This is a genomic window from Aristaeella hokkaidonensis (genome assembly GCF_018128945.1).
GTDB lineage: Bacteria > Bacillota > Clostridia > Christensenellales > Aristaeellaceae > Aristaeella > Aristaeella hokkaidonensis.
This window is the reverse complement of record NZ_CP068393.1, coordinates 1,707,221-1,728,542: the sequence shown is the minus strand read 5'-3', so window position 1 is coordinate 1,728,542 and position 21,322 is coordinate 1,707,221. Positions and strand designations below refer to the sequence as shown.

The 21,322-nt window shown below is 53.9% G+C and carries 17 protein-coding genes; 16 read left to right on the top strand and 1 reads right to left on the bottom strand.

Annotated features, from left to right (window positions below):
• Nucleotides 1–22: 22 nt before the first annotated feature.
• The 15 genes from JYE49_RS07745 to JYE49_RS07675 all read left to right on the top strand — a co-directional run bounded on the left by JYE49_RS07745 (nucleotide 23) and on the right by JYE49_RS07675 (nucleotide 18,719).
• The gene (locus JYE49_RS07745; protein ID WP_093957245.1) at nucleotides 23–3,334 is read left to right on the top strand and encodes a PD-(D/E)XK nuclease family protein; all 3,312 of its coding nucleotides are present in this window, start codon (nucleotides 23–25) and stop codon (nucleotides 3,332–3,334) included.
• 58 nt (nucleotides 3,335–3,392) lie between these two features.
• A complete protein-coding gene (locus tag JYE49_RS07740) occupies nucleotides 3,393–3,803 on the top strand; it encodes a hypothetical protein (protein WP_093957246.1) in 411 nt (136 codons plus the stop codon).
• Between the two features lie 94 nt (nucleotides 3,804–3,897).
• Nucleotides 3,898–5,394 carry a threonine synthase gene (gene thrC / locus JYE49_RS07735; protein WP_093957247.1) on the top strand — a complete coding sequence of 499 codons (1,497 nt, stop codon included), beginning with the start codon at nucleotides 3,898–3,900 and terminating at the stop codon, nucleotides 5,392–5,394.
• A 492-nt stretch (nucleotides 5,395–5,886) separates the two neighbouring features.
• Complete coding sequence (locus tag JYE49_RS07730; protein WP_179217318.1) at nucleotides 5,887–6,960, top strand: M24 family metallopeptidase; 1,074 nt, start codon at nucleotides 5,887–5,889, stop codon at nucleotides 6,958–6,960.
• A 40-nt stretch (nucleotides 6,961–7,000) separates the two neighbouring features.
• Nucleotides 7,001–7,558 (top strand): elongation factor P, encoded by a 558-nt coding sequence (efp, locus tag JYE49_RS07725; RefSeq protein ID WP_084094978.1) that lies wholly within the window; start codon nucleotides 7,001–7,003, stop codon nucleotides 7,556–7,558.
• A gap of 43 nt (nucleotides 7,559–7,601) precedes the next feature.
• On the top strand, nucleotides 7,602–8,033 hold the full coding sequence (locus JYE49_RS07720) for a CD1247 N-terminal domain-containing protein (RefSeq protein ID WP_093957249.1): 432 nt from the start codon (nucleotides 7,602–7,604) through the stop codon (nucleotides 8,031–8,033).
• A gap of 128 nt (nucleotides 8,034–8,161) precedes the next feature.
• Complete coding sequence (locus JYE49_RS07715) at nucleotides 8,162–8,644, top strand: YfcE family phosphodiesterase (protein ID WP_093957250.1); 483 nt, start codon at nucleotides 8,162–8,164, stop codon at nucleotides 8,642–8,644.
• A 71-nt stretch (nucleotides 8,645–8,715) separates the two neighbouring features.
• Nucleotides 8,716–10,086, top strand: coding sequence for a TrkH family potassium uptake protein (locus JYE49_RS07710; RefSeq protein WP_093957251.1), 1,371 nt, complete (start codon nucleotides 8,716–8,718; stop codon nucleotides 10,084–10,086).
• Nucleotides 10,087–10,102: 16 nt separating this feature from the next.
• Complete coding sequence (locus JYE49_RS07705) at nucleotides 10,103–10,753, top strand: potassium channel family protein (RefSeq protein ID WP_093957252.1); 651 nt, start codon at nucleotides 10,103–10,105, stop codon at nucleotides 10,751–10,753.
• A gap of 26 nt (nucleotides 10,754–10,779) precedes the next feature.
• Nucleotides 10,780–11,766: a glycosyltransferase family 2 protein gene (locus JYE49_RS07700; RefSeq protein WP_093957253.1), complete on the top strand. Its 987-nt coding sequence runs from the start codon at nucleotides 10,780–10,782 to the stop codon at nucleotides 11,764–11,766.
• Between the two features lie 313 nt (nucleotides 11,767–12,079).
• Nucleotides 12,080–14,005 (top strand): Cna B-type domain-containing protein, encoded by a 1,926-nt coding sequence (locus JYE49_RS07695; protein ID WP_093957254.1) that lies wholly within the window; start codon nucleotides 12,080–12,082, stop codon nucleotides 14,003–14,005.
• Between the two features lie 21 nt (nucleotides 14,006–14,026).
• On the top strand, nucleotides 14,027–16,351 hold the full coding sequence (locus JYE49_RS07690) for an ABC transporter substrate-binding protein (protein WP_093957255.1): 2,325 nt from the start codon (nucleotides 14,027–14,029) through the stop codon (nucleotides 16,349–16,351).
• Between the two features lie 61 nt (nucleotides 16,352–16,412).
• A complete protein-coding gene (locus tag JYE49_RS07685) occupies nucleotides 16,413–17,240 on the top strand; it encodes a sugar phosphate isomerase/epimerase family protein (RefSeq protein WP_093957256.1) in 828 nt (275 codons plus the stop codon).
• Entirely contained in the window at nucleotides 17,240–18,184 is a 945-nt protein-coding gene (locus JYE49_RS07680) for an ROK family protein (RefSeq protein WP_283399375.1), read from the top strand. Before JYE49_RS07685 ends, JYE49_RS07680 begins: the two co-directional genes overlap by 1 nt.
• A 328-nt stretch (nucleotides 18,185–18,512) precedes the next feature.
• Nucleotides 18,513–18,719: a hypothetical protein gene (locus JYE49_RS07675; RefSeq protein ID WP_179217319.1), complete on the top strand. Its 207-nt coding sequence runs from the start codon at nucleotides 18,513–18,515 to the stop codon at nucleotides 18,717–18,719.
• On the opposite strand, the gene JYE49_RS15220 is transcribed toward JYE49_RS07675, so the two are convergent.
• The gene (locus JYE49_RS15220; RefSeq protein WP_369413330.1) at nucleotides 18,720–19,319 is read right to left on the bottom strand and encodes a hypothetical protein; all 600 of its coding nucleotides are present in this window, start codon (nucleotides 19,317–19,319) and stop codon (nucleotides 18,720–18,722) included.
• Between the two features lie 28 nt (nucleotides 19,320–19,347).
• Between JYE49_RS15220 and JYE49_RS07670 the strand changes: the two genes are divergently transcribed.
• Nucleotides 19,348–21,237: a hypothetical protein gene (locus tag JYE49_RS07670; protein WP_143754492.1), complete on the top strand. Its 1,890-nt coding sequence runs from the start codon at nucleotides 19,348–19,350 to the stop codon at nucleotides 21,235–21,237.
• Nucleotides 21,238–21,322 lie beyond the last annotated feature (85 nt).

The following is a 21,322-nucleotide window of genomic DNA, read 5'->3' as shown; positions in this document are numbered from 1 at the left end:
CTGACATTAACGGAGGCATGTCATGAGCAGGGTGAAAATCATCGGAGACAGGAATGGGCGGGTCTGGCCGCTGGTACTCCGTGACGCGGAGGAAAGCAGAAAAGCCGGACGAAGGCTGATTCTGTATGTGCCCGAGCAGTATACCCTGCAGGCGGAGCGGGACATCATTACCGGCCTGAAGCTGCCGGGACTGCTGGACATCCAGGTGATCAGCCCGCGGAAACTGAAACAGCAGGTTAAAGAGCAGACGGGGACGGGAACAAGGCGCCCGCTGAATGAAATGGGCCGGGCAATGGCGGTTCACCGGGTGATGACGGAACAGGAGGAAAACCTGTCCTACTACCGGAACATGACGGAGTTGTCCGGCGCGGTGTCCCGCGTCAGCGGGGCGCTGGATGAACTGCGGGAAAGCGATATAACGCCGGAGGAACTGGATGAGTACGCCGCCGGCACGGGAACAGGCGCGGAACGCGCCAAGCTGAACGACCTGAAAATCCTCTGGGATGGATATGAGACGCTGATCTCGGAACAGTTTGATGAAGAAAAAGCTATCTGGACCGATGCTGTAAGCCGGCTGGAAAACAGCGGATTGTGGAACGGTGCAGACGTAGCGGTTTACGGTTTTGACGCGATCCGGCCGGACCTGAGGGAACTGATTGCCCACCTTTGCGGCAAGGTAAACAGCCTGTCGGTTTATCTGATCATGGATGAAAAACAGGCTCCGGACGGACGGATCTTTACACAGCAGCATGAAAGCACAGACCAGCTGATCAAGGCCCTCGAGGAAGTCAGGACGCTTTCAGATGAAGTCTATCCGCACAGCGTACGGGAAGGCTGTGCCCCGGCACTGCAGTTCCTGGACCGGAATCTGTTTGCGTTGAATCCGGAAACCTGGACGGGGGAAACGGAAGGCGTGCTGAAACTATATGCCGGCAGTTCTCCGTGGGATGAGGCGGAAACCGTTGCGTCCACGCTGCGGGGATGGCATGAGGAAGGCATTCCGTGGAACCAGATGGCAATTGCCCTTCCGCCGGGAGCCGGATCTGAAGGAATCCTGAGGGCAAATCTGAAGATCAGCGGTATTCCCTTTGTGTGGCAGCAAAAGGACAAAGCGGTGAATCATCCCGTATGCCGTATGCTGCTCAGTGCACTGTCCATCCTGAGTGACGGCTATCGCACGGACAAGGTGATCACAGTGGCGCGGAGCGGCTTCTGCACACTGACGGAAGCAGAAGGCCTGTGCCTGGAGGACTATGCCCGGGCACACGGCATAGAGGGAAGAAGATGGCAGCGCCCCTTTACAAACGGGGAGGACGCGGAGGAAACGGAAGCGCTCCGGCAGCGGCTGCTGGAGCCGGTGGAGGAACTGCGGACGAACCTGAAGGAAGCCAGGAACGCGGCGGAGTCCGCGGAGGCGCTGGTTGGATTCCTGGAGGCGCAAAACGTATGGAACAGGCTGCAGGAAGAGGAAGAAATGCTCCTGCAACATGAAATGTACAGGGAAGCGATTATCAACAGGCAGATCTGGAAACTGCTGATGGATCTGCTGGATCAGCTTGGTACGCTTCTGGGCGTGCGGCGCGCGGCAATCAGGGATCTGCGGTATATGCTGGAAAGCGCACTGAATCCGGTGTCGCTTGCTGCGCTGCCGGAGCAGGAAGACGGCGTCATAATCGGTGAGACAGGGCATCTGCTGGCAGGCGATATCCGGGCACTGATTCTTCCGCAGGCGCAGGATGGCATGCTTACAGCACCGGAAAGCGGCTGGCTGACGGATACCGAACGGAAAAGGATGGAGGAAGCCACCGGGAAAACCATCGGCATCAGCCGGGAGGCAGGCTGCCTGATCCGGAAATATGACTTCTATCGTACCCTGACGTTGCCGCGGGAGAAGCTGATGATCAGCTGGAGCCTGCGTTCGGAAGAAGGAGGCGCACTGCAGCCGGACGGACTGATCGCCCAGATCAGGGAACTGTATCCGAATATCCATGAAGAGGGCGGCATGCTGGGCCAGGAGAACCGGAAGGATCCGGCAACGCCTCGGGAAGCACTGGAAGGTGTGGGAAACTGGCTGACAGAGTTGAAGGACGGTATGATACCGGAAATGCCTCAGGTCTGGAGAACGGCCCTGGTTCAGCTGCTGCACAACGGTACATACGGAAAGGCGGCGCACCGGCTCCTGGAGGAAATGCTGCCGCAGAAAGAAGAGCAGAAGCTGGAAAAGGATACAGCCAGGAAACTGTTTATGACAGACCGGCTGTCCATCAGCCGGCTGGAGCAGTTTGCATCCTGCCCGTACAGGCACTTTATTGATTATGGCCTGCGGCCGGTGAAACAGGAAGAATTTACCTATGAGAGCAACGACGCGGGGACTTTCTTCCATGAAGCGCTGGACCGGTATATGAAGCAGGCCGGCACGCAGAAAGACTGGCCGTATTTTACGGCGGAGCAGGTGGACAACGTCATGGATACCATCCTGACGGAGCTGACAGAGGAGTGGAAGGATACACCGCTGCGGGAAGACGCGATGGGAGAATGGACGGGCGAGGGATACCTGCGCCGCGTCCGCCGGGCTGCGCAGGTGCTGACCCGGTTTGCCGCAAACAGCGAATTCCGGACGATAGCAACGGAGCAGCCCTTCGGTGAAAATGAAGGCCTTCCGCCGGTGATCATCACACTCGCGGACGGAAGCAAGACGGCGATTCGGGGACAGATTGACCGGATTGACACCTATGAAAACGGCGAAGGCGTCTGGCTGCGGGTGGTAGACAACAAGAGCAGGGGAAAGAAACCGGATCCCGCTAAAATGGAGGACGGAGAGCAGCTGCAGCTGATGATTTACCTGAAAGCCGCGGCTGACAGCATGCCGGGCACCCGGCCGGCCGGCGCCATGTTCTTTCCCATTGAGGATAAAGAAGTGTCCACGGATGAGGATAATCCGGAAAAGATTGAGAACGACCGGATCAGCGAGGTTCGGATGAAGGGCCTGGTCACGGCTGAGGAAGACCTGATCCGGGCCATGGACCGGGACGTGCATCCGTTCTCCGTGGACAAGGTGTTCAATAAGGACGGAACCATCAGCAAATCCGCATCCTGGGCCGTGGAAGAAAAGACGCTCAGCGGCCTGATGGACGCGGCGGTTGAAAAAGCAGGAGAACTCTGCGGCCGTATGCGGGACGGTGATATTGCCGCCATGCCGGGCGAGGATTCCCTCGGACCGGTATGCCGATACTGTGATTACAAGGCAATCTGCCGCAACGGCGGCAGGGAAACACGCAAGCTGAACACCGGGATAACTTATCAGGATATCGCCGGGAAAAACACGTTGCGCTAAAACCAAAAGTAGCGTATAATGCTCTCAGAGAAAACCCCATAAAAGGAGGCTGGTTCCCATGATACAGGTAATTGCAGGCAAAAAGGGCTCCGGAAAAACGAAGCGGCTGATTGACCTGACCAATACCACTGCCCGCGACGCGGTACACGACGTCATTTTCCTGGATGATGACAATCGCTACATGTTCGACGTGGACCACAAGGTTCGTTTTATCAACGCCGAAGATTATCATATTCACAGCACCGATATGTTTATCGGCTTCCTGTGCGGAATCCTTTCATCCAACTTCGACGTCGGCACCATCTTTATTGACGCTTTCCTGAAGCTGAGCCATACTGAGCTGGCTGATACGGAGCCGATTGTGAAGGTGCTGGTTGAACTGGGTGCAAAGCATGATGTTGATTTTGTACTGAGCCTGAGCGCCGATCCGGAAGAGATCCCGGTGTTCTTCAAACAGTATCTGATCTGATCTGACAAGCAAACACGGAAGAGGCGGCGGCATTTCCCGGCGCCTCTTTTTTCCAGAACGGAAACATATTAAAGAACCGGAGTGTGATTCATTCGTGTCTTTCTTCTCCACCCGCGGTGAAAGCTGTGTTACGGCCAGCCAGGCAATCCTGCATGGTCTGGCGCCGGACGGAGGCCTGTACGTCCCCGCTATGTTCCCGTCTGTTCCGATGAACAGAATTTCCTCCTTCTGCGAGATGGATTATGCCGCACGCGCGGTTTCCATCCTGAAGCGGTACCTGGAGGACTTCAACATTCCGGAAATTGAGGAAGCAGTCCGCGCAGCCTATAACACGGAACGTTTTGATACGCCGGAAATTGCCCCGGTGAAACAGATTGATGACGCCACCTGGGTGCTGGAACTTTTCCACGGACCGACGCTGGCCTTCAAGGACATGGCGCTTCAGTTGCTTCCGCACCTGACCCGTCTTGCCGCTGTGAAGAACGGTGAAAAGCGGGAAATCAGCATCCTGGTTGCTACCAGCGGCGATACAGGCAAAGCGGCACTTGAAGGCTTCCGCGATGTACCCGGCACAAGCTGTACCGTGTTCTATCCGCAGGAAGGCGTCAGCGACGTACAGAAGCTGCAGATGGTCACCACCGGAGGAAACAACACGCATGTTATCGCGGTCAAGGGCAACTTTGACGACGCCCAGACCGGTGTGAAGGAGCTTTTCTCCTCTCCGGAGTTTGTCAAGCAGATGGAAGAGCGGGGCAAGATCCTGTCTTCTGCCAACTCCATCAACTTCGGACGGCTTGTTCCCCAGATTGTGTATTACTTCTCCGCATACGCGGACCTGGTCAACAAACACGCCATCACCCCGGGGGATCCCGTGAATTTCTGCGTTCCGACCGGAAACTTCGGCGATATCCTGGCTGGGTACTATGCCCGGAATATGGGACTGCCGGTGAACAAGCTGATCTGTGCCAGCAATCGGAACAACGTGCTGACGGACTTCTTCAACAGCGGCACCTATTCCACACACCGCACATTCTTCAAGACACTGAGCCCCAGCATGGACATTCTCGTTTCCTCCAACCTGGAACGGCTGCTGTATGAAGCCGCAGACCGGGACGGCGCGCTGATCAAACGGTGGATGGAGCAGCTGAAGGAAAGCGGAAGCTATTCCATCGGTGAGCAGCGGAGAGACTGGATGGCAGACGTGTTCTGGGGAGACTGCGCAGACAACAAGGATACGCTGAAGGAGATCGGGAAGCGGTTCCTTGAGGATCATTACCTTATGGATCCGCATACGGCTGTGGGCGGCCATGTGCTCCGCCAGTACCGGCTGAAGACAAATGACGCCACCCCGACCGTTCTGCTGTCCACGGCGAGCCCCTACAAGTTCGCGGCGGACGTGCTGCGCGGAATTGCGGGAGCAGACGCCGCGGAAGGCAAGGACGCCTTTGCATGCAGCGAAGAGCTGGAGAAACTGACGGGCGTACCGATGCCCGCACAGGTAAAAGCGCTGAAGGATCTGCCCGTACGCCATACGGCGGAGTGCGAGCGCGACGCCATGGGAGAAGCGGTGCTCAAAGCCTTTGAGCTGTAATAAAAGATGGTGCAGTATCTGCACCATCTTTTTCGTGAAAACTTTGCGATCGCCGTATTCCATTTCTGCATCGCCTATGGTTCGCAGAAATGGACGGCTGTAGCATGGCAGTTGTATTCCGCAATCTCAATGGTCGCAACTCTACACTGTAGAGCTTACTCCCTTTCGATTGACCTCAGACCCGATGAGATTCCCGCCACTGGCGGTCATCGGCTCTTCGCCCAAATCAAAGATTTGGACAACTGCTCAATAACTTAAAAATGGTGGAGAGAACAGCTTCCAAATGGAAGCTGTTCTTTTGATTTGATGGAGCCATCACGCGGATGGCTCTTAGTAAGGGATCCTTCGACTGTGCTCAGGATGACAAAAAAGCCTGTATAAAATGAATACAGGCTTTTTTGTCAGTTTTTTCTTTTCAAACGGCTTTGTATATGATAAAATGTCCTGTGGATGTGCCCACATAAGGGTTATATCCGGAAAGGCGTGATCTTTTTGACCGCATCGGAGCGGCTGATCAATCAGCTCCGCCTCGGCCCCAAAGCGGCTGTCGCGGTGCATGATCCATCCAATATGTTTTATCTGACCGAGGGGTATACGGGCGAAGGCCTGGTATACATCTCCGAGGCCAGCAGAGTAATCATTACAGACTTCCGCTACACAGAACAGGCGGAAAGACAGGCCCCGGACTTCCGGGTGGAAATGATCGGGAAGGGCCGGAACCACAACAAGATCCTCGCGGAACTGGTCAAAGCGGAAGCAATTACCGAACTGCGGGTGGAAACGAATTACCTGTCCGTTGACGACTTTGAGGCGCTGCGCGGCGCGGTGGGAGAGGAAGTCTCCTGTGTGCCGCTGAACAAGGTTCTCCAGCAGCTGAGACAGATAAAAACCCCCAACGAGATCGTGGTAATCCGCAAGGCCTGCGATATCACATCCGAAGCTTTCAACGCGATCCTTCCGAAGATCCAGCCCGGCATGACCGAGAAGGAACTTCAGATTGAACTGGACTTCACAATGCTGCGCCTGGGCGCGGATGAACTTGCATTCGACACCATCATCGCCTCCGGGGAGAACGGCAGCCTCTGCCACGCGATCCCGGGAAGCCGGACGCTGAAGAACGGCGACATGATCACCATGGATTTCGGCGCGAAGGTGGGCGGTTACTGCAGCGATATGACCCGTACGGTCGCGCTGGGACAGCCGTCAGACGAGATGCGCAAGGTCTATGAAACCGTGCTGCGGGCCCAGTCGATGTGTGAAGACGCGCTTATGGCCGGAAAGACCTGCTCCGATATCGACAAGCTGGCCCGGGACTATATCGACGCCCGGGGCTACGCGGGACGGTTCGGGCATGGGCTGGGACATTCCGTGGGCATTGATATCCACGAAGATCCCCGGCTGAGCCAGACCTGCAATGACATCCTGCAGGCCGGCCATGTGGTTACGGTGGAGCCTGGCATCTACCTGCCCGGCATTGGCGGCGTGAGGATCGAGGACACCTGCCTGGTGAAGGAAAACGGCTGTGTACCGCTGACGACGGCGGATAAGCAGCTTATCATCCTGTAAATACAGAATCCCAGAACGAATTGAACGGAGGAATGACACAATGATTACCGCTGGCGATTTCAAAAAGGGCATTACGATTGAATGGGACGGTGGCGTCTGGAATATCGTCGATTTCCAGCACGTGAAGCCCGGCAAGGGAGCGGCTTTCGTCCGCACCAAGATCAAGAACGTGATGACCGGTGCTGTGGTTGAACGCAGCTTCAACCCGACGGACAAAATGCCCAAGGCCATCATCGAGACCAAGGAAATGCAGTACGTCTACAACGACGGCGACCTGTACTACTTCATGGACGTGGAAACCTATGAACAGCTGCCGCTGAGCAAGGACCAGGTCGAAGACGCGATCCCCTTCGTGAAGGAAGGCACCAACGTGACCGTCCGCTTCTTCAAGGGCAGCGCCTTCTCCGTGGAAGCTCCGAACTTTGTTGTGCTGGAAGTGACCGATACCGAACCCGGCTTCGCCGGCGATACCGCATCCAACACCTACAAGCCCGCTACGCTGGAGACCGGCTTCAGCCTGCAGGTGCCGCTGTTCATCAACACCGGCGACAAGATCCAGATCGATACCCGCAGCGGCGAGTACCTCAAGCGCGCCTGATCGGCGAACTGTGACGACCGCATACGGACCGGGAGGAACGGAAATGAGCAGACTGACTGACAGGATCAGTTATCTTCAGGGACTGGCGGAAGGCATGAAGCTGAATCCGGACAAGGATTCCCACAAGCTGATTCTCGGCATTCTGGAAGTGCTGGGTGAAGTTGGCGAATCCTTTGAAGCCCTGGCAGAATCCCACGGGGAGCTGAGCGACTACGTGGAGAGCATCGATGAGGATCTGGCTGATCTGGAAGCGGATCTTTATGACGATGAAGACGAAGAACTGGCAGAAGAGGACGAGGATCAGGCTTTTGAAGGCGTGATCGAGTATGAATGCCCTCACTGCGGCGCTTCTGTCGAGATTGATCCGGACGAAGTGGACTTTGATGAGGACGCCCTTTGCCCCCAGTGCGGCAAGGAACTTTTCCCCGAACTGCCGGAGGAAGAAGCCGACGGAGAAACGGAAGAAGAGGAGTAATCCTGCTTCTGTGATCCGGAATCAGCACGGTGCGAAGGGAGACTCCGCACAGAGCCTCCTGCCATGATTTACCGGAATTGTTTTTATGGGCTGCCTGAAGGCAGCCCTTCTTTTATAGGAGAAGACAGATGAGCGGAGACGAGATCAGGATCGCGGTGATATCCGATACGCACGGGATGCTGCGCAGATGCGTGATGGCTGAAGTGCAGGACTGCAGCTGCATCCTGCATGCCGGAGATATCATCCGGGAAAGCGACCTGGATGAGCTGGCCGTAAACGGAAGCATATACGCTGTCCGGGGAAACAATGATATCTGGATGCCGGGCGTCTGTGACCTGGCAGGTATTCTCCGCTTCCAGATCGGCGGGGTATCGTTCTGCATGGTTCATGACCACAGGGACGTTCCACGGGACCTGGAGGGTGTGGACGCGGTGATCTACGGGCATTCCCACCGCTACAGCGAGGAATGGACAGACGGACGGCTTTGGCTGAACCCGGGCAGCTGCGGACGGGCCCGCTTTGGCAGCGACGTGACCATGGCCAAGCTTGTTCTGCGCGGCGGAAAGATCCAGAGCGTGAAGAAAATCGAGTTTGCAAACGACGATGAGTAAGCCCGGACAGGCGGGATATTGATCCTGTACAGGTGAATGGTGTATACTTTTTGCCGAAAGAAGGGAAACAGATGACCAGAGGAAAACCGGCCTGGCGGCCGAAAAAGAAACGGCAGTCCGTCAGTATCGGCCGGATCATGGCTTTTACGTTCCTGGGGATTATCCTGCTCGGCACACTGCTGCTGACCCTGCCGGTATTGTCCCGGAACGGACAGGGTGCAAGCGTTATGACAGCGCTGTTTACCGCCACGTCTGCCACCTGTGTTACAGGGCTGGTGCTGGCGGATACCTGGAGCCAGTGGAGCAATTTCGGCCAGGTGGTTATCCTGATGATGATTGAGGTGGGCGGACTCGGGTTTATGTCCGCGGCCTCTCTGGCCTATTTCAGCCTAAGAAGGAAGATCTCCATCCAGCAGCAGCTGGTGATGGCTGAAGCAATCGGATCGAACATGAACGACGTGGTGGAGCACCAGAAGCGGCTGCTGATCCGGGCCTTTACGGTTGAAGGCGTCGGTGCCGTGATTCTTACCGCGCGTTTCCTGACGGAATATTCTTTCCCGCTGGCACTGAAACTGGGTATATTCCATTCTGTTTCGGCCTTCTGCAATGCGGGATTTGACGTGCTGGGCTTTATCAAACCCGGTGCAAGCCTGATTGTTTACCAGACGGATCCGGTGATCTGCCTGACGCTGAGCGCGCTGGTTATCCTCGGTGGACTTGGTTTCCTGGTATGGGACGAACTCCTGCGTGAAAGAAGTCCGAAAAAGTGGAGCGTATACACCAAACTGGTGATGATCACCACGGGGACGCTGCTCCTGGCAGGCACAGTGCTGTTCTGCCTGATTGAATGGCGCAATCCCTCCACGCTGGGACCGCTTTCGGTACCGAAAAAGATCCTGGCAGCCTTCTTCCAGTCCATGACCCTGCGTACCGCAGGCTTTGCCGGAGTGGACCAGGGCATGCTGACATCCGCTGGTAAAGCAGTTTCCATCTTTATGATGCTGATCGGCGGTTCCTCCGGATCCACGGCAGGCGGCCTGAAGACGGTGACGTTTGTGGTGCTGCTGCTGTTCCTGTGGAACCGGATGCGCGGACGCCATACCGTGAGCGTCTTCAGCCGGACAATCTCCGACGATCATGTGCTCAATGCCATTACCATCTTCATGCTGATGGTGCTGCTGGCATTCGCCGGCGCGACACTGATCTGCGCCACCTCCCAGGTGGGCTTTGCGGACAGCCTGTTTGAAACAGTCTCAGCGATCGGTACGGTGGGCCTGACGGCAGGAGCTACGCCGAGGCTGAGCACAGTGTCCAAATGCATGATTATTGTGTTTATGTACTTCGGAAGGGTGGGCCTGCTGACCCTCAGCTTCGGTTTCCTGAAGAAAAAGCCTTCCGGGGAAAAGTATAAATATGCGAATACCGATCTGCTGATCGGATAACAGGAGGTTGCGTTCGATGAAATCCTATGTTGTGATCGGCCTGGGCCGTTTCGGAACGGAGCTGGCGACCCGTCTTTATGCCCGCGGTGAAGAAGTGATGGTTATTGATACCGACGAGCAGCTGATTGACAAAATTGCCGACAAGGTGACACGGGCGGTAGCGGCGGATGCGCGCGACCTGGACGTGCTGACGAAGCTGGGCGTTGAGAACTTTGAACATGCGATCGTAGCCGTGGGTTCCGACCTCGCATCCTCAGCGCTGATTACCATGAACCTGAAGAGCCTGAACGTGCCCTACATCCTTTGCAAGGCCCATGACGATACCTACCGGGAAATCCTGGAACGGCTGGGCGCTGACAAGGTGATCATTCCGGAACGGGAAGTGGCGGACAAACTGGCTCTGGGCATGACCCAGGCCGGCGTTATGGAATACATTGAGCTGTCCCAGGAATTCGGCATTGTGGAAATGCAGCCGATTGCCGAATGGGTGGGGAAGACCATCCGGGAGCTGGAGCTGCGCACCCGGTACGGCGTGAACGTGATTGCTGTCCGAGGCGAGGGTGATACGATCAAAATCCCGCCGGACATTGACACCCCCATACCCGAAGACGTGGTCATGGTGATGCTCGGAAAGTATGAAATGTTTGAAAGCCTGAAGAAGAAATAATCAAGGCTGCTGCCAAGGAGGAAACAATGGCGAAACCGGTTCTGTGGGTCGTGATTCCCTGCTACAACGAGGAACAGGTATTACCCATTACCGCCCCTTGGTTCCTGAAGAAGATTCAGGAGCTGACAGAGGCTGAAAAAATCAGCATAAACAGCCGGATCCTGTTTGTTAACGACGGATCGGCGGACAAAACATGGGAAATTATCCGGGATCTGGCTGCGCAGGATGAACACTATATCGGCATCTGCCAGAGTCGGAACCGGGGACACCAGAACGCGGTGCTTGCCGGGCTTATGGAAGCAAAGGACAAGTGTGATATCACCATTTCCATCGATTGTGACGGACAGGATGATATCAATGCCATGGACCGCATGGTGGATGAGTACCTGAACGGCGTGGAGATCGTGTACGGTGTACGCGCAAAAAGGGACAAAGATTCCTTTTTCAAGCGGTTTACAGCAGAAGGCTTCTATAAGTTCATGAAATTCCTTGGGGCTGAGGTGGTGTTCAACCACGCGGACTACCGGCTGATTTCCGCACGGGTGCTGCAGCACCTGGCAGACTTTGAGGAAGTCAATATCTTCCTTCGGGGCATGGTGCCGCTGGTGGGCTTCCAGAGCGCTACGGTAACCTATGACCGCGCGGAGCGCCTGGCGGGGAAGAGCCATTATCCGCTGCGGAAGATGCTGGCACTGGCGTTCAACGGGATCACAAGCCTCTCCGTGAAACCCATCAGCCTGATTACCTCCTTCGGGATCGGATTCAGCGTAGTAGGCCTGATCCTGATGATATGGGCCGTTATACGGGCGATTATGGGCCAGACGGTTGTCGGCTGGGCTTCCACAATCTGTATCATCTGCCTGCTGGGCGGTATCCAGCTGATCAGCATCGGAATCCTGGGCCAGTATATCGGAAAGACATACCTGGAGACCAAACACCGTCCCCGGTATATCATCTCTGCCAGGACCTGGGAAAAAGAGGAAAGAAAGTACCTGGAAGACAATAACTCCTGACCGGAAAGACAAAACTTGCAAAGCCCTGGAAGCGTTGATTTTATTGGAATCGTTACCATTTTTGCACTTTTTCAAAAACAAGATAAAAACAATTTAAGCCGGATAAAGTCATACGTAGACTTTCCGGTTTATTTTTTTCAAACACACTGCAAAAAGTCGCTTTCTGACTTGCTTTTTTGATGTGGGAGACCTATAATCAAATCTGTAGAAGTATGTACATGTAAGGGGATTTCTCTTCGCTTTACATGGAAATAATTGGATGAAGCGTTTATAAACTGAAAACCGAAGGTATAACCAGAGGGGAGAATCACTCATGAAAAAGCACCTTCAGCGAATCATGTCTTTGCTGTGTGTTCTTGCTCTTGCGCTGGGCTGTGTCTGCGCTCTGGCAGAAGAAATACAGTATGAAGACCGTATCATTACTGCCAAATGGATGGACGGGGATAATTATGACGGTGTTCGCCCTGAATCCGTAAATGCGTACCTGGCCGGACAGAAGGCAACGCTGAATGAGGAAAACGGCTGGACCGGAGTGGTCTCAGTACCTGCTGACACTGATAATGAATGGACTTATGACAGTGTTGAAGGATATGCCGCAACCCTGAGCAAGGATGCTGTTTCCGTGGTGACCTTCAACCGTCCCGTGGCCCCGGCCATTTCCGTATCCGCTACGGTTGCATGGGATGATTCCGACAACGCCGGCAAAATCCGGCCTGAATCCGTACAGCTGATGCTGCTGGCTGACGGGGAAGCCTACGGCGAACCGCTGACTGCGAAGAACCCGGGCTGGAAAGTAACCTGGAATGACCTGCCGGTCTTCAAGCCCAATGCCGATACCAAAATTGAATATACGGTTAAGCAGCTGCAGACTCCCGACGGCTATACTTCCACCGCCTCCGGGCTGGAAGTGAAAAACACCCTCCAAACCGGATCCCTGAACCTGACGGCCGCCGTTACCGGCGCACCGGAAGGCGCAGATCTTTCCGCACTGACCCTGACAGTGGACGGTCCGGATCCTTCCATGCCCAGGACCCTTACCTGGGCACAGATCTCCGGCGGTTCTTTCAGCTTCGACAATGTGCTGCCCGGTGCCTACCTGGTCCGCGGCACCAACGCCGATACGCTGGTGGAAGGCTATTCCATGGACACGGCGAACAGCAAGGTATCCGACGCCGTGATGGTCAAGGCCGGAGAAGCCGCTACCCTGACATACAAATACGCCTATAAACTTCCCGAAGCGATTGAAGCAGAGGAAGATTATGATCCGATGGCCAACATCGGCGCGCTGAGCTTTGAAATCCTGGGACCGGATGACCGGATGCCCGTCACAATCACATACAGCCAGTTCACGAACGGCCAGTATGAACTGGGCGACCTGGTTCCCGGCGTATACACAGTGGTGGAGCGGAACGCGGAAACGCTGGTGAAGTACTACACCCTGACCGGCGCCAGCGTGACCGGCATGAAGCTGGAGGTTACTCCGGATGGAACGGCGACAGCCAAATTGTTCAACCAGTATGTGCCCGCCCCGACACCCGAACCCGACGCCGAGTTTGTGGATATTCCGGTTACCAAGACCTGGAATGACAATAACAACAAGGACGGCAACCGTCCTGACGCGATTACGGTGCGCCTGTTCGCGGACGGCGTGGAAGTGGACAGCCACATCCTGACCGCCGGCGAGAACTGGGCCTTCACCTTTGTTGAAAAGCCCCGTTACCAGGAAGACAACAAGACAGAAGTCGTCTACACGATCAATGAAGACGCGGTGCCCATGTACGCCGCGGAGATCAACGGTTACAACATTGTCAACCAGTACCGCCCCGAAGTGACGAGCATTTCCGTCAGCAAGATCTGGGTGGACAAGGATAACGCCGCCGGTATCCGGCCGAGCAGCATCGCGATGACCCTCTCTGACGGCCAGAAGGTGGTCAAGGTAGTCGTCCTGGATGCGACGAACGGATGGACCGCTACAGTCAATGACCTTCCCACTGTTGTGAACGGCCAGCCTGCCAAGTACGGCTGGAAGGAACAGGAAGTCATCGGGTATACCCTGACCGGTGTAAAGGAAGAGGGCAACGCCATGACCTTCACCAACACCATCTGGGAGAGACCGGAAAAGCCGACGGAAGGCAAGACCCCGAAGACCGCTGGTGAAACCTGGTATTTCTTTGAAGAGTATGATACGCCTCTGGGTGTGGAAGTTATCATTAACCACGTCGGAGATTGTTTCGATTAAAGAAGGAAGGATCTGATCACTGTGAACAAACTGCAACGAATCCTGTGCCTGCTTCTGACCGTGCTCCTGATGGCCCAGGCGCCCCTGCTGTCACTGGCAGAAGGAGAACAGGCCGAGTTTGAAGCTCCTGAGGAACTGATTGTCGGACATCCCACAATCACCAAGGGCGACTTCTTTACCGAGCTGTTCGGCAATGATACCGCTGATATCGACGTTCGTGCCCTGATCCACGGATACAACCTGGTAAACTGGGACCAGAACCAGGGTACATACGTGTTTGATCCCAGCGTTGTGGAAACGATCGGACCGGTGGAGGTTGACGAAGTGGGCAACCACACCTACAAGATGATCCTCTGCGACGATCTGTATTATTCCGACGGAACGCCCATCACAGCCTGGGACTACGCATTCTCCCTGCTGCTGATGATGAGCCCTGAAATCGAAGCAATCGGCGGTAAGATTTATCGCGCCGAGCATCTGCTGGGCTACGATGACTATATTGCCACCCGGAAAAAGATCATGGCCGGCGAAGAGCTGACGGACGATGACGTCCGGAGCCTGAGCGGTGTGGAAGTCCATAGCGACCATGAGATCTGGTTCCACCTGGACGGCGAATTCCTGCCTTACTTCTTCGAAACCGGTCTGCTGCTGACTGTGCCATATCCGATCGGCGTAATCGCTCCCGGATGCAAGGTTTATGACGACGGCTTCGGCGTATATCTCGGAAACGAAGACCTGTACGTCAGCGAGCCTGTGTTCACCCCTGAACTGCTGCAGAAGACCATCCTGGATCCGGAAACCGGATACAATTCCCATCCGTCCGTGGTGTCCGGCCCCTACAAGATGGTTTCCTGGGACGCCGCGACAGGCGAAGGCCACTACGAAATCAACCCCTACTTTAAGGGTGCCTGGATGCACAACAACCTGCCCGGTCCAGACTATTCCGGTCCGGCAAACTATATCCAGGTCATGGATATTGACAATGAGACGCCCAAGCTGGATGCCAACGGCGATGAGATCTGGCTGGTGAAACCCACCATTGAGAAGATCAAGTTCGTTGTGGCTGACAATGACACCCTGATCCAGCAGCTTGCTGACGGTGAACTGCACCTGGTCAACAAGGTGACTTATGGCCAGACGATTCTGGAAGGCCTGCAGAAGGGCGGAGAATTCGGTATCCGCAGCCAGCCCTATCCCCGGATCGGCCTTTCCTTCCTGACCTTCACCTATGACTGGCCCACCGTCCATGACAAGGAAGTCCGCCAGGCGATCGCCTGGTGTATGGACCGTGACCTGCTGGGCTCCCTGTATTGCGGAAGCGCTGACGGCGGTCAGTCTTTCTTCACCCGTGTGGATGGCTACTACGGCATTGAGCAGTGGGAATACAAACTGCTGAAGGGCGAAATCAGTTATCCCGTCAATTTCCTGGATCAGGTGACTCTGCCCCAGGTCCTGACAAAGGACGGCGAGGAAGAAGACCTGACCAAGAAGTATAAGAATCGTTACGTGGAAACCCAGGAAGACTATGAGAAGGCCATTGCTGCCTGGCAGGCTCTTGCTGATGAATGGAAAGACAAGCTGGTAAAGTATACCGTGGATCTGTCCAAGGCGAAGAAGCTGCTGGAAAAGGCCGGCTGGACCCTGAACCGCAACGGTGACGCTTTCACGGAAGGCGTGGATGACGTCCGCTGTAAGAAGATGGACGACGGCACCCTGGTTGCCCTGGACCTGAAGCTGATGTATCCGGAAGGCAACCATATGGCGGAACTCATGCAGACCGCGGTACGTACAGATACTATCGCAGCGCCTGAAGACGTACAGCCGGACGCCGGTGTCGGAAGCTTCGTGGACAATCTTGCTGCCGTCGGCATCAAGCTGGAGCTGGTGCCCGAACCGATGGAAGAACTGCTGAAGTCCTACTACCGGCAGAAGGAACGCACCACCGACATGATCTACCTCGCGACGAACTTCCACGTGATCGTGGACCCGTCCATCACCTATTCCACGGATACCACGAAGAACCACGAAATCTGGAACAACACCTATTCGGATGACGAGGAACTCTGGTATGACGCCAAGGCCATGCGCCGGACTGAGCCGGGTGACGTCTTCGAATATGTATCCAAGTGGGTTACCTTCCAGGAACGGTACAACGAAGTACTGCCCACGATCCCGATCTATTCGAACATCTACTTCGACTTCTTCAACCAGTATCTCCAGAACTACTATATCACCGGACAGGTGACGTGGTCCCAGGCAATTCTCCCTGCATACTTCGCACTGGAGAATATGGAGACACCCGCTGCGGCGACAGAAGCGGAAGGCGACTTCGAAACCTTCGAGTGATCCAAAGAACCAAACCGGGCGCTGTACACAGCGCCCGGTTTTTTGACAGGAGAATTTGACCATGCACCAGATCCTTTGCTCCACGGGGGCACTGATCGGAAGACCCAACGGCAGGGATTACCGCTTGCTGAAACAATTCTGTCCCCGGCTTGAATGCGACGGATTCGAGTTTATGCTGTACAGCACCTGGTATGATCAGATTGAACAACTGACAACCTTTCTGAAGTCAATTCAGCTGAATATCCCGGTTATGCACTGCGAGAAATCCCTTTCAGAGCATATTTCCATCGGCGGAGACGAGGAATTGCGCGAGGCCTTCCGGCTGTTTGAAATAAACTGCAGCGTGGCGGAAGCGGCAGGCGCGGAGAAAATGGTTTTCCACCTGTGGAACGGGATTATCTCAGATTCAAATTTTGAGAACAATCTCCGGGCTTATTCGGAACTGCGGGAAAGGGCAGAGAAACACGGACTGACGCTGCTGGTTGAGAACGTAATCTGCAACGGAACCGATCCGATGACCCACTGGGTGGAGCTTTATCAGCATTATCCGGAGATCCGGTTTGTATTTGATACCAAGATGGCGGATTTTCACCGCCAGCTGGAGCTGCTGTATGAGCCGGAATATGACTGGCTCTGGAAGGAAAAACATATCCTGCATTACCATGTAAATGATTATGGCGGCGGATATAAGGACTGGAGCAACCTGAAGGTCCTGCCGATGGGAAAAGGACATATTGATTTTGAACGCTTTTTCCGGTTTGTCAGAGAGACAGGGTATGCAGGAGATTTCACGTTTGAAGCCACGGGCTTCGATAAGACAGGCACAGTGAACATCCGGAACCTGAATGAACAGTTTGCTCTGGCCAGAAAGTACCTGAATCAGGTATAATGATCATACAGGCAGACAAATTGATAAGCATGGAAAGCGAGGAAGGAAACATGCTCTTTGGAACACTGGAAGCCGGCGGAACCAAAATGGTTCTGTCTGTAGGGAATGAGCAGAATGAACTTCTGGAACAGGTCAGTATTCCGACAGAAGCGCCGGAAAAAACAATTCCGGCGATGATTGACTGGTTCAGGGGAAAAGGAATCGTGTCCCTGGGAATCGGTACATTCGGCCCTGTTGATCTGAAGAGGGAGTCTTCCACATACGGATGGATCACTAAAACACCGAAGCCTGGCTGGAGCGATAAGCCACTTCTGCCGCCCATGCGGGATGAACTGGGCATACCGGCACTTATTGATACGGATGTGAATGCTGCCGCCCTGGCAGAGTGGAAGCTGGGTGCGGCCAGGGGACTGAACAGCTGCGCATATGTCACGGTCGGGACAGGGATCGGGGCTGGTCTGGTCATTGAGGGAAAACTGGTTCACGGCCTTGTACATCCGGAACTTGGGCACATGCTGCTGCGCCAGGAGACCCAGGATCAAACTCCGGTCGGTTTTTGTCCATACCATACAGGATGCCTGGAGGGACTGGCTTCAGGACCCGCTATAGAGAAGCGATGGGGAAGGAAAGGGTACGAACTTCCGGAGGACCATCCGGCCTGGGACCTGGAAGCAGCATACCTGGCCCAGATGTGCGTGAATATGATCTGCGCTTTCTCCCCGGAGAAGATTATCCTGGGCGGCGGTGTGATGCAGCAGAAGCACCTTTTCCCGCTGATCCGCCGGAAGACGCTTTCACTGCTGAACGGATATGTACAGGCGAAAGAGATTCTTGAGGATATTGATCATTTTATTGTTGAACCGGGGTTGGGGACAAAAAGTGGAGCAACCGGAGCACTGCTTCTTGCACAACAGGCTTTCGAAGAAACCAAAATGAACGCATAAAACAGTACAAATAGAAACAGAAAAAGTGCAGAACCCATTGAAGGAACAGGCGTTTCAAAAAATGTCTGTTCCTTCATTATTTTTGTCTTTTGCGAATATTTGAGATATCAATTCGATGAATAAGGATGCAACAAAACATGTAATTTCGACCCGAATTATAAGGAAAAAACAAAAAAAACTATTATGAAACCGATACCATGCAAGTGATATCAAGGCCTACAGCATAATTACATGGGTTACATTGCATTGTTACACGTCATTGGAAAGTAAAATATGGGTGTTGTACGAACCAGATTATCAAGCTTTTGCAGAAAAATGATGTAATTTTATGGATAAAAATGGTAAAAAAACGCTAAAAAACAGGTTACTTTATGCAATAATGCAAAAACAGACGAGTAATTATGAAAATGCATCCAAAAACAGATTGTATACAGGGATGTATCATCAGGAATGTCCATATTTATTAGCGCTTACAGAAAATGGATATAAAAGGGTTGAAAACAATTTTCTTGTGTGGTATGATTTGTGTGGTTAACTATGCCCATTTTGACCATATATTACACTTCCGAAAATGATTCGATGTAACTTTTATGTAACGCAAAATCGGAAGCAGACCTGAAAAGATATCAATCACCCAGTAATATGGGAGGGGTAAAGATATGATGAAGCAGCTCAAAAAGGTTTTCTCCATCCTGTGTGCTATCGCCTTGCTGATTTCCAGCACGGCTATGGTGTATGCAGAAGATGAAGGGACCGAGGTGGCGGTCGCTCCGGTTGAAGCGCCAACGGAGGCTCCTACGGAAGCGCCGACGGAAGCTCCGACTCCCGAACCGACTGAGGCTCCTACGCCGGTTCCTACCGAGGCGCCTACTCCGGCACCTACGGAAGCTCCGACTGAAGCGCCTACGCCTGTTCCGACTGAGGCACCCACGGCTGCTCCTACGGAAGCCCCGACTCCGGCTCCGACCGAAGCACCCACGGCTGCTCCGACCGAAGCACCCACGGCTGCTCCGACTGAAGCGCCTACGGCTGCTCCTACCGAAGCGCCTACAGCTGCTCCGACCGAGGCGCCCACTGCCGCTCCGACCGAAGCTCCTGTTGAAGCACCGATCGAAGAACCGACCGCTGCTCCCACTGCCGCTCCGACGGAAGCACCTGTTATTGTGGAAGAAGACGATGATCTGGTTGAGCTCGATGATGACTGGGGTTACGTTGATCCTGAGGTTATCAGTGAAAACGTACCGGATATCACCGATGAGCTGAAGGGTATCCGGAACATTGAAATGAACCTTGGTCAGACCCTGTCTGATACCATCGGCCTGAACGACGAACTGATCATTGCCCTGAAGGGATGCGGAAAGAATCCTGTTGAACTGAAACTCTACGCTTCCAATAGTGCATCTATCCGTACAGTGCTTGATGGGAAGGCTGTCAACTTTACCCCTGTTGACAGCGACATCCCGAACATGAAGCTGTATGTATATGAAATATCCAACCCTGCCGGCCGTAAACATGAGATTATTCTTTCTTCTATAGATACTGTTTCTTTCAGACTGGTTGCCAGCGAAAAACAGAACGAAGCTGTTGAAGCTCCGGATGCCCAGGAAACAGCGCCTGCTGTCGAGGCAGTAACCGATAACGCTGCGCCTATTCAGAATGAGGCTGCTTCCGCACCTGTCAGCGAAGAACAGACTGCTGCCGCTCCGCAGCCGATTCCCACTGAAGGTTCTGTACCGGCTCCGCAACCGATTCCTGTCGAGGAAGTTGTACCGATTCCGCAGCCGATTCCTGTCGAAGAAGTAGTTCCTGTCCCGCAACCGATTCCTGCTGAAGAGAGCGTTCCCACTGTGAACGAGGCTGAAACAACCGCTCCGGTTGAAGTGCCGGCTGAAGCCTCTGCAGCCGAGGAAGTGCCGACCGAAGCGCCCACGGAAGATACTGATGAAGTATCCGCTGAGATACCGTCTGAGGTGCCTGCCGAAGTATCCGCAGAAGAAACTGCAGAAGAAACTGCAGAAGAAACTGCAGAAGAAACTGCAGAAGAAGTACCGGCTGCTCCTGCTGAAACTCCTGCTCCCACCGTACAGCCTTCCGATAAGAATTATGATGCGCTGAAGGTTGGATTCCAGATCAGCGACAATCTGGTTTCAGGACAGAAGGGAAAGATTCAGATCAAGTGCGGCAAGAACGAGAATGTCACACTGAAATTTGTTGCCAGCCCGGACGATGTGAATGTATCTATTGAAGGAAGCGATATCCAGTTCACATCTATCGGTAACGGCACCTATGTCTGCGAACTGAAGAACATTGCATTCCGTAAATTCAACATTACGATTTCCGCAAAACAGAATCTGGCGTTCACGCTGAGTTCCTTTGCGGTAAAGACAGAAGCTCCTGCTGAAGAGACTGAAGAGCCTGTCATGGAAAACGAGGCTCCCGTTGAAGAGACTGAAGAACCTGCAGTTGAAGCAGAAACTCCTGATGAGCAAACCGAAGAGCCTACGGCTGAAGACGTAACTCCGGACGAGGTGACAGATGAGGAATCCGTCGCTGAGGCAGAAGCTGCTACGGAGCAGACCGAAGAGCCCGTGGAAGAAGCGGAATATAATAATGAAGAAAAAGAAAATGAATCCTCCGAGGAAGTAATACCTGAGGAAGCAGAGAAAGACGAGGAAACTGAAAAAGAGACCGAAGTCTACAATGTGCCCGAAGAAGATGCGGAAAACGATGAAACCGTTGAAGATGAAGGGCTTACGGATTCCGAAGAAGTGAATGAAGACGAAGAAAACGGTGAAACAGAGACTAAAGAACGGAAAGTGTCTTTCACTTATTCCTGGGATGACGAAAAACCTTCCATCGGTTCTATCGTTCATATGAAAGCAACGGTAACAGGGTATGAAGATGTTGATTATGTACTCCAGTGGCAGTACAGCGAAAACCCTGATACCTCTGAATGGACAGATTATCCGGGTGCAAATGATGAGACGTTCGATCTGCAGATTACTGAAGAGAATAACAACTTCTTCTGGAGAGTCAGCGTTTTCCTGAAATAAAACAGAATATACAAATCAATAACGCATATTAATCAATCAACCCTGACGAGTCGTGTCAAATGATTGTGAAAAAGGGGAAATCACA

What these genes read in the sequence shown, in the direction of transcription:
- JYE49_RS07710 (WP_093957251.1), top strand. Translation starts at nt 8,716, where the DNA reads ATGACCAGAGGAAAACCGGCCTGGCGGCCGAAAAAGAAACGGCAGTCC.
- JYE49_RS07705 (WP_093957252.1), top strand. Translation starts at nt 10,103, where the DNA reads ATGAAATCCTATGTTGTGATCGGCCTGGGCCGTTTCGGAACGGAGCTG.
- JYE49_RS07740 (WP_093957246.1), top strand. Translation starts at nt 3,393, where the DNA reads ATGATACAGGTAATTGCAGGCAAAAAGGGCTCCGGAAAAACGAAGCGG.
- JYE49_RS07695 (WP_093957254.1), top strand. Translation starts at nt 12,080, where the DNA reads ATGAAAAAGCACCTTCAGCGAATCATGTCTTTGCTGTGTGTTCTTGCT.
- JYE49_RS07685 (WP_093957256.1), top strand. Translation starts at nt 16,413, where the DNA reads ATGCACCAGATCCTTTGCTCCACGGGGGCACTGATCGGAAGACCCAAC.
- JYE49_RS07700 (WP_093957253.1), top strand. Translation starts at nt 10,780, where the DNA reads ATGGCGAAACCGGTTCTGTGGGTCGTGATTCCCTGCTACAACGAGGAA.
- JYE49_RS07715 (WP_093957250.1), top strand. Translation starts at nt 8,162, where the DNA reads ATGAGCGGAGACGAGATCAGGATCGCGGTGATATCCGATACGCACGGG.
- JYE49_RS07680 (WP_283399375.1), top strand. Translation starts at nt 17,240, where the DNA reads ATGATCATACAGGCAGACAAATTGATAAGCATGGAAAGCGAGGAAGGA.
- JYE49_RS07675 (WP_179217319.1), top strand. Translation starts at nt 18,513, where the DNA reads ATGGATAAAAATGGTAAAAAAACGCTAAAAAACAGGTTACTTTATGCA.
- efp (WP_084094978.1), top strand. Translation starts at nt 7,001, where the DNA reads ATGATTACCGCTGGCGATTTCAAAAAGGGCATTACGATTGAATGGGAC.
- JYE49_RS07745 (WP_093957245.1), top strand. Translation starts at nt 23, where the DNA reads ATGAGCAGGGTGAAAATCATCGGAGACAGGAATGGGCGGGTCTGGCCG.
- JYE49_RS07720 (WP_093957249.1), top strand. Translation starts at nt 7,602, where the DNA reads ATGAGCAGACTGACTGACAGGATCAGTTATCTTCAGGGACTGGCGGAA.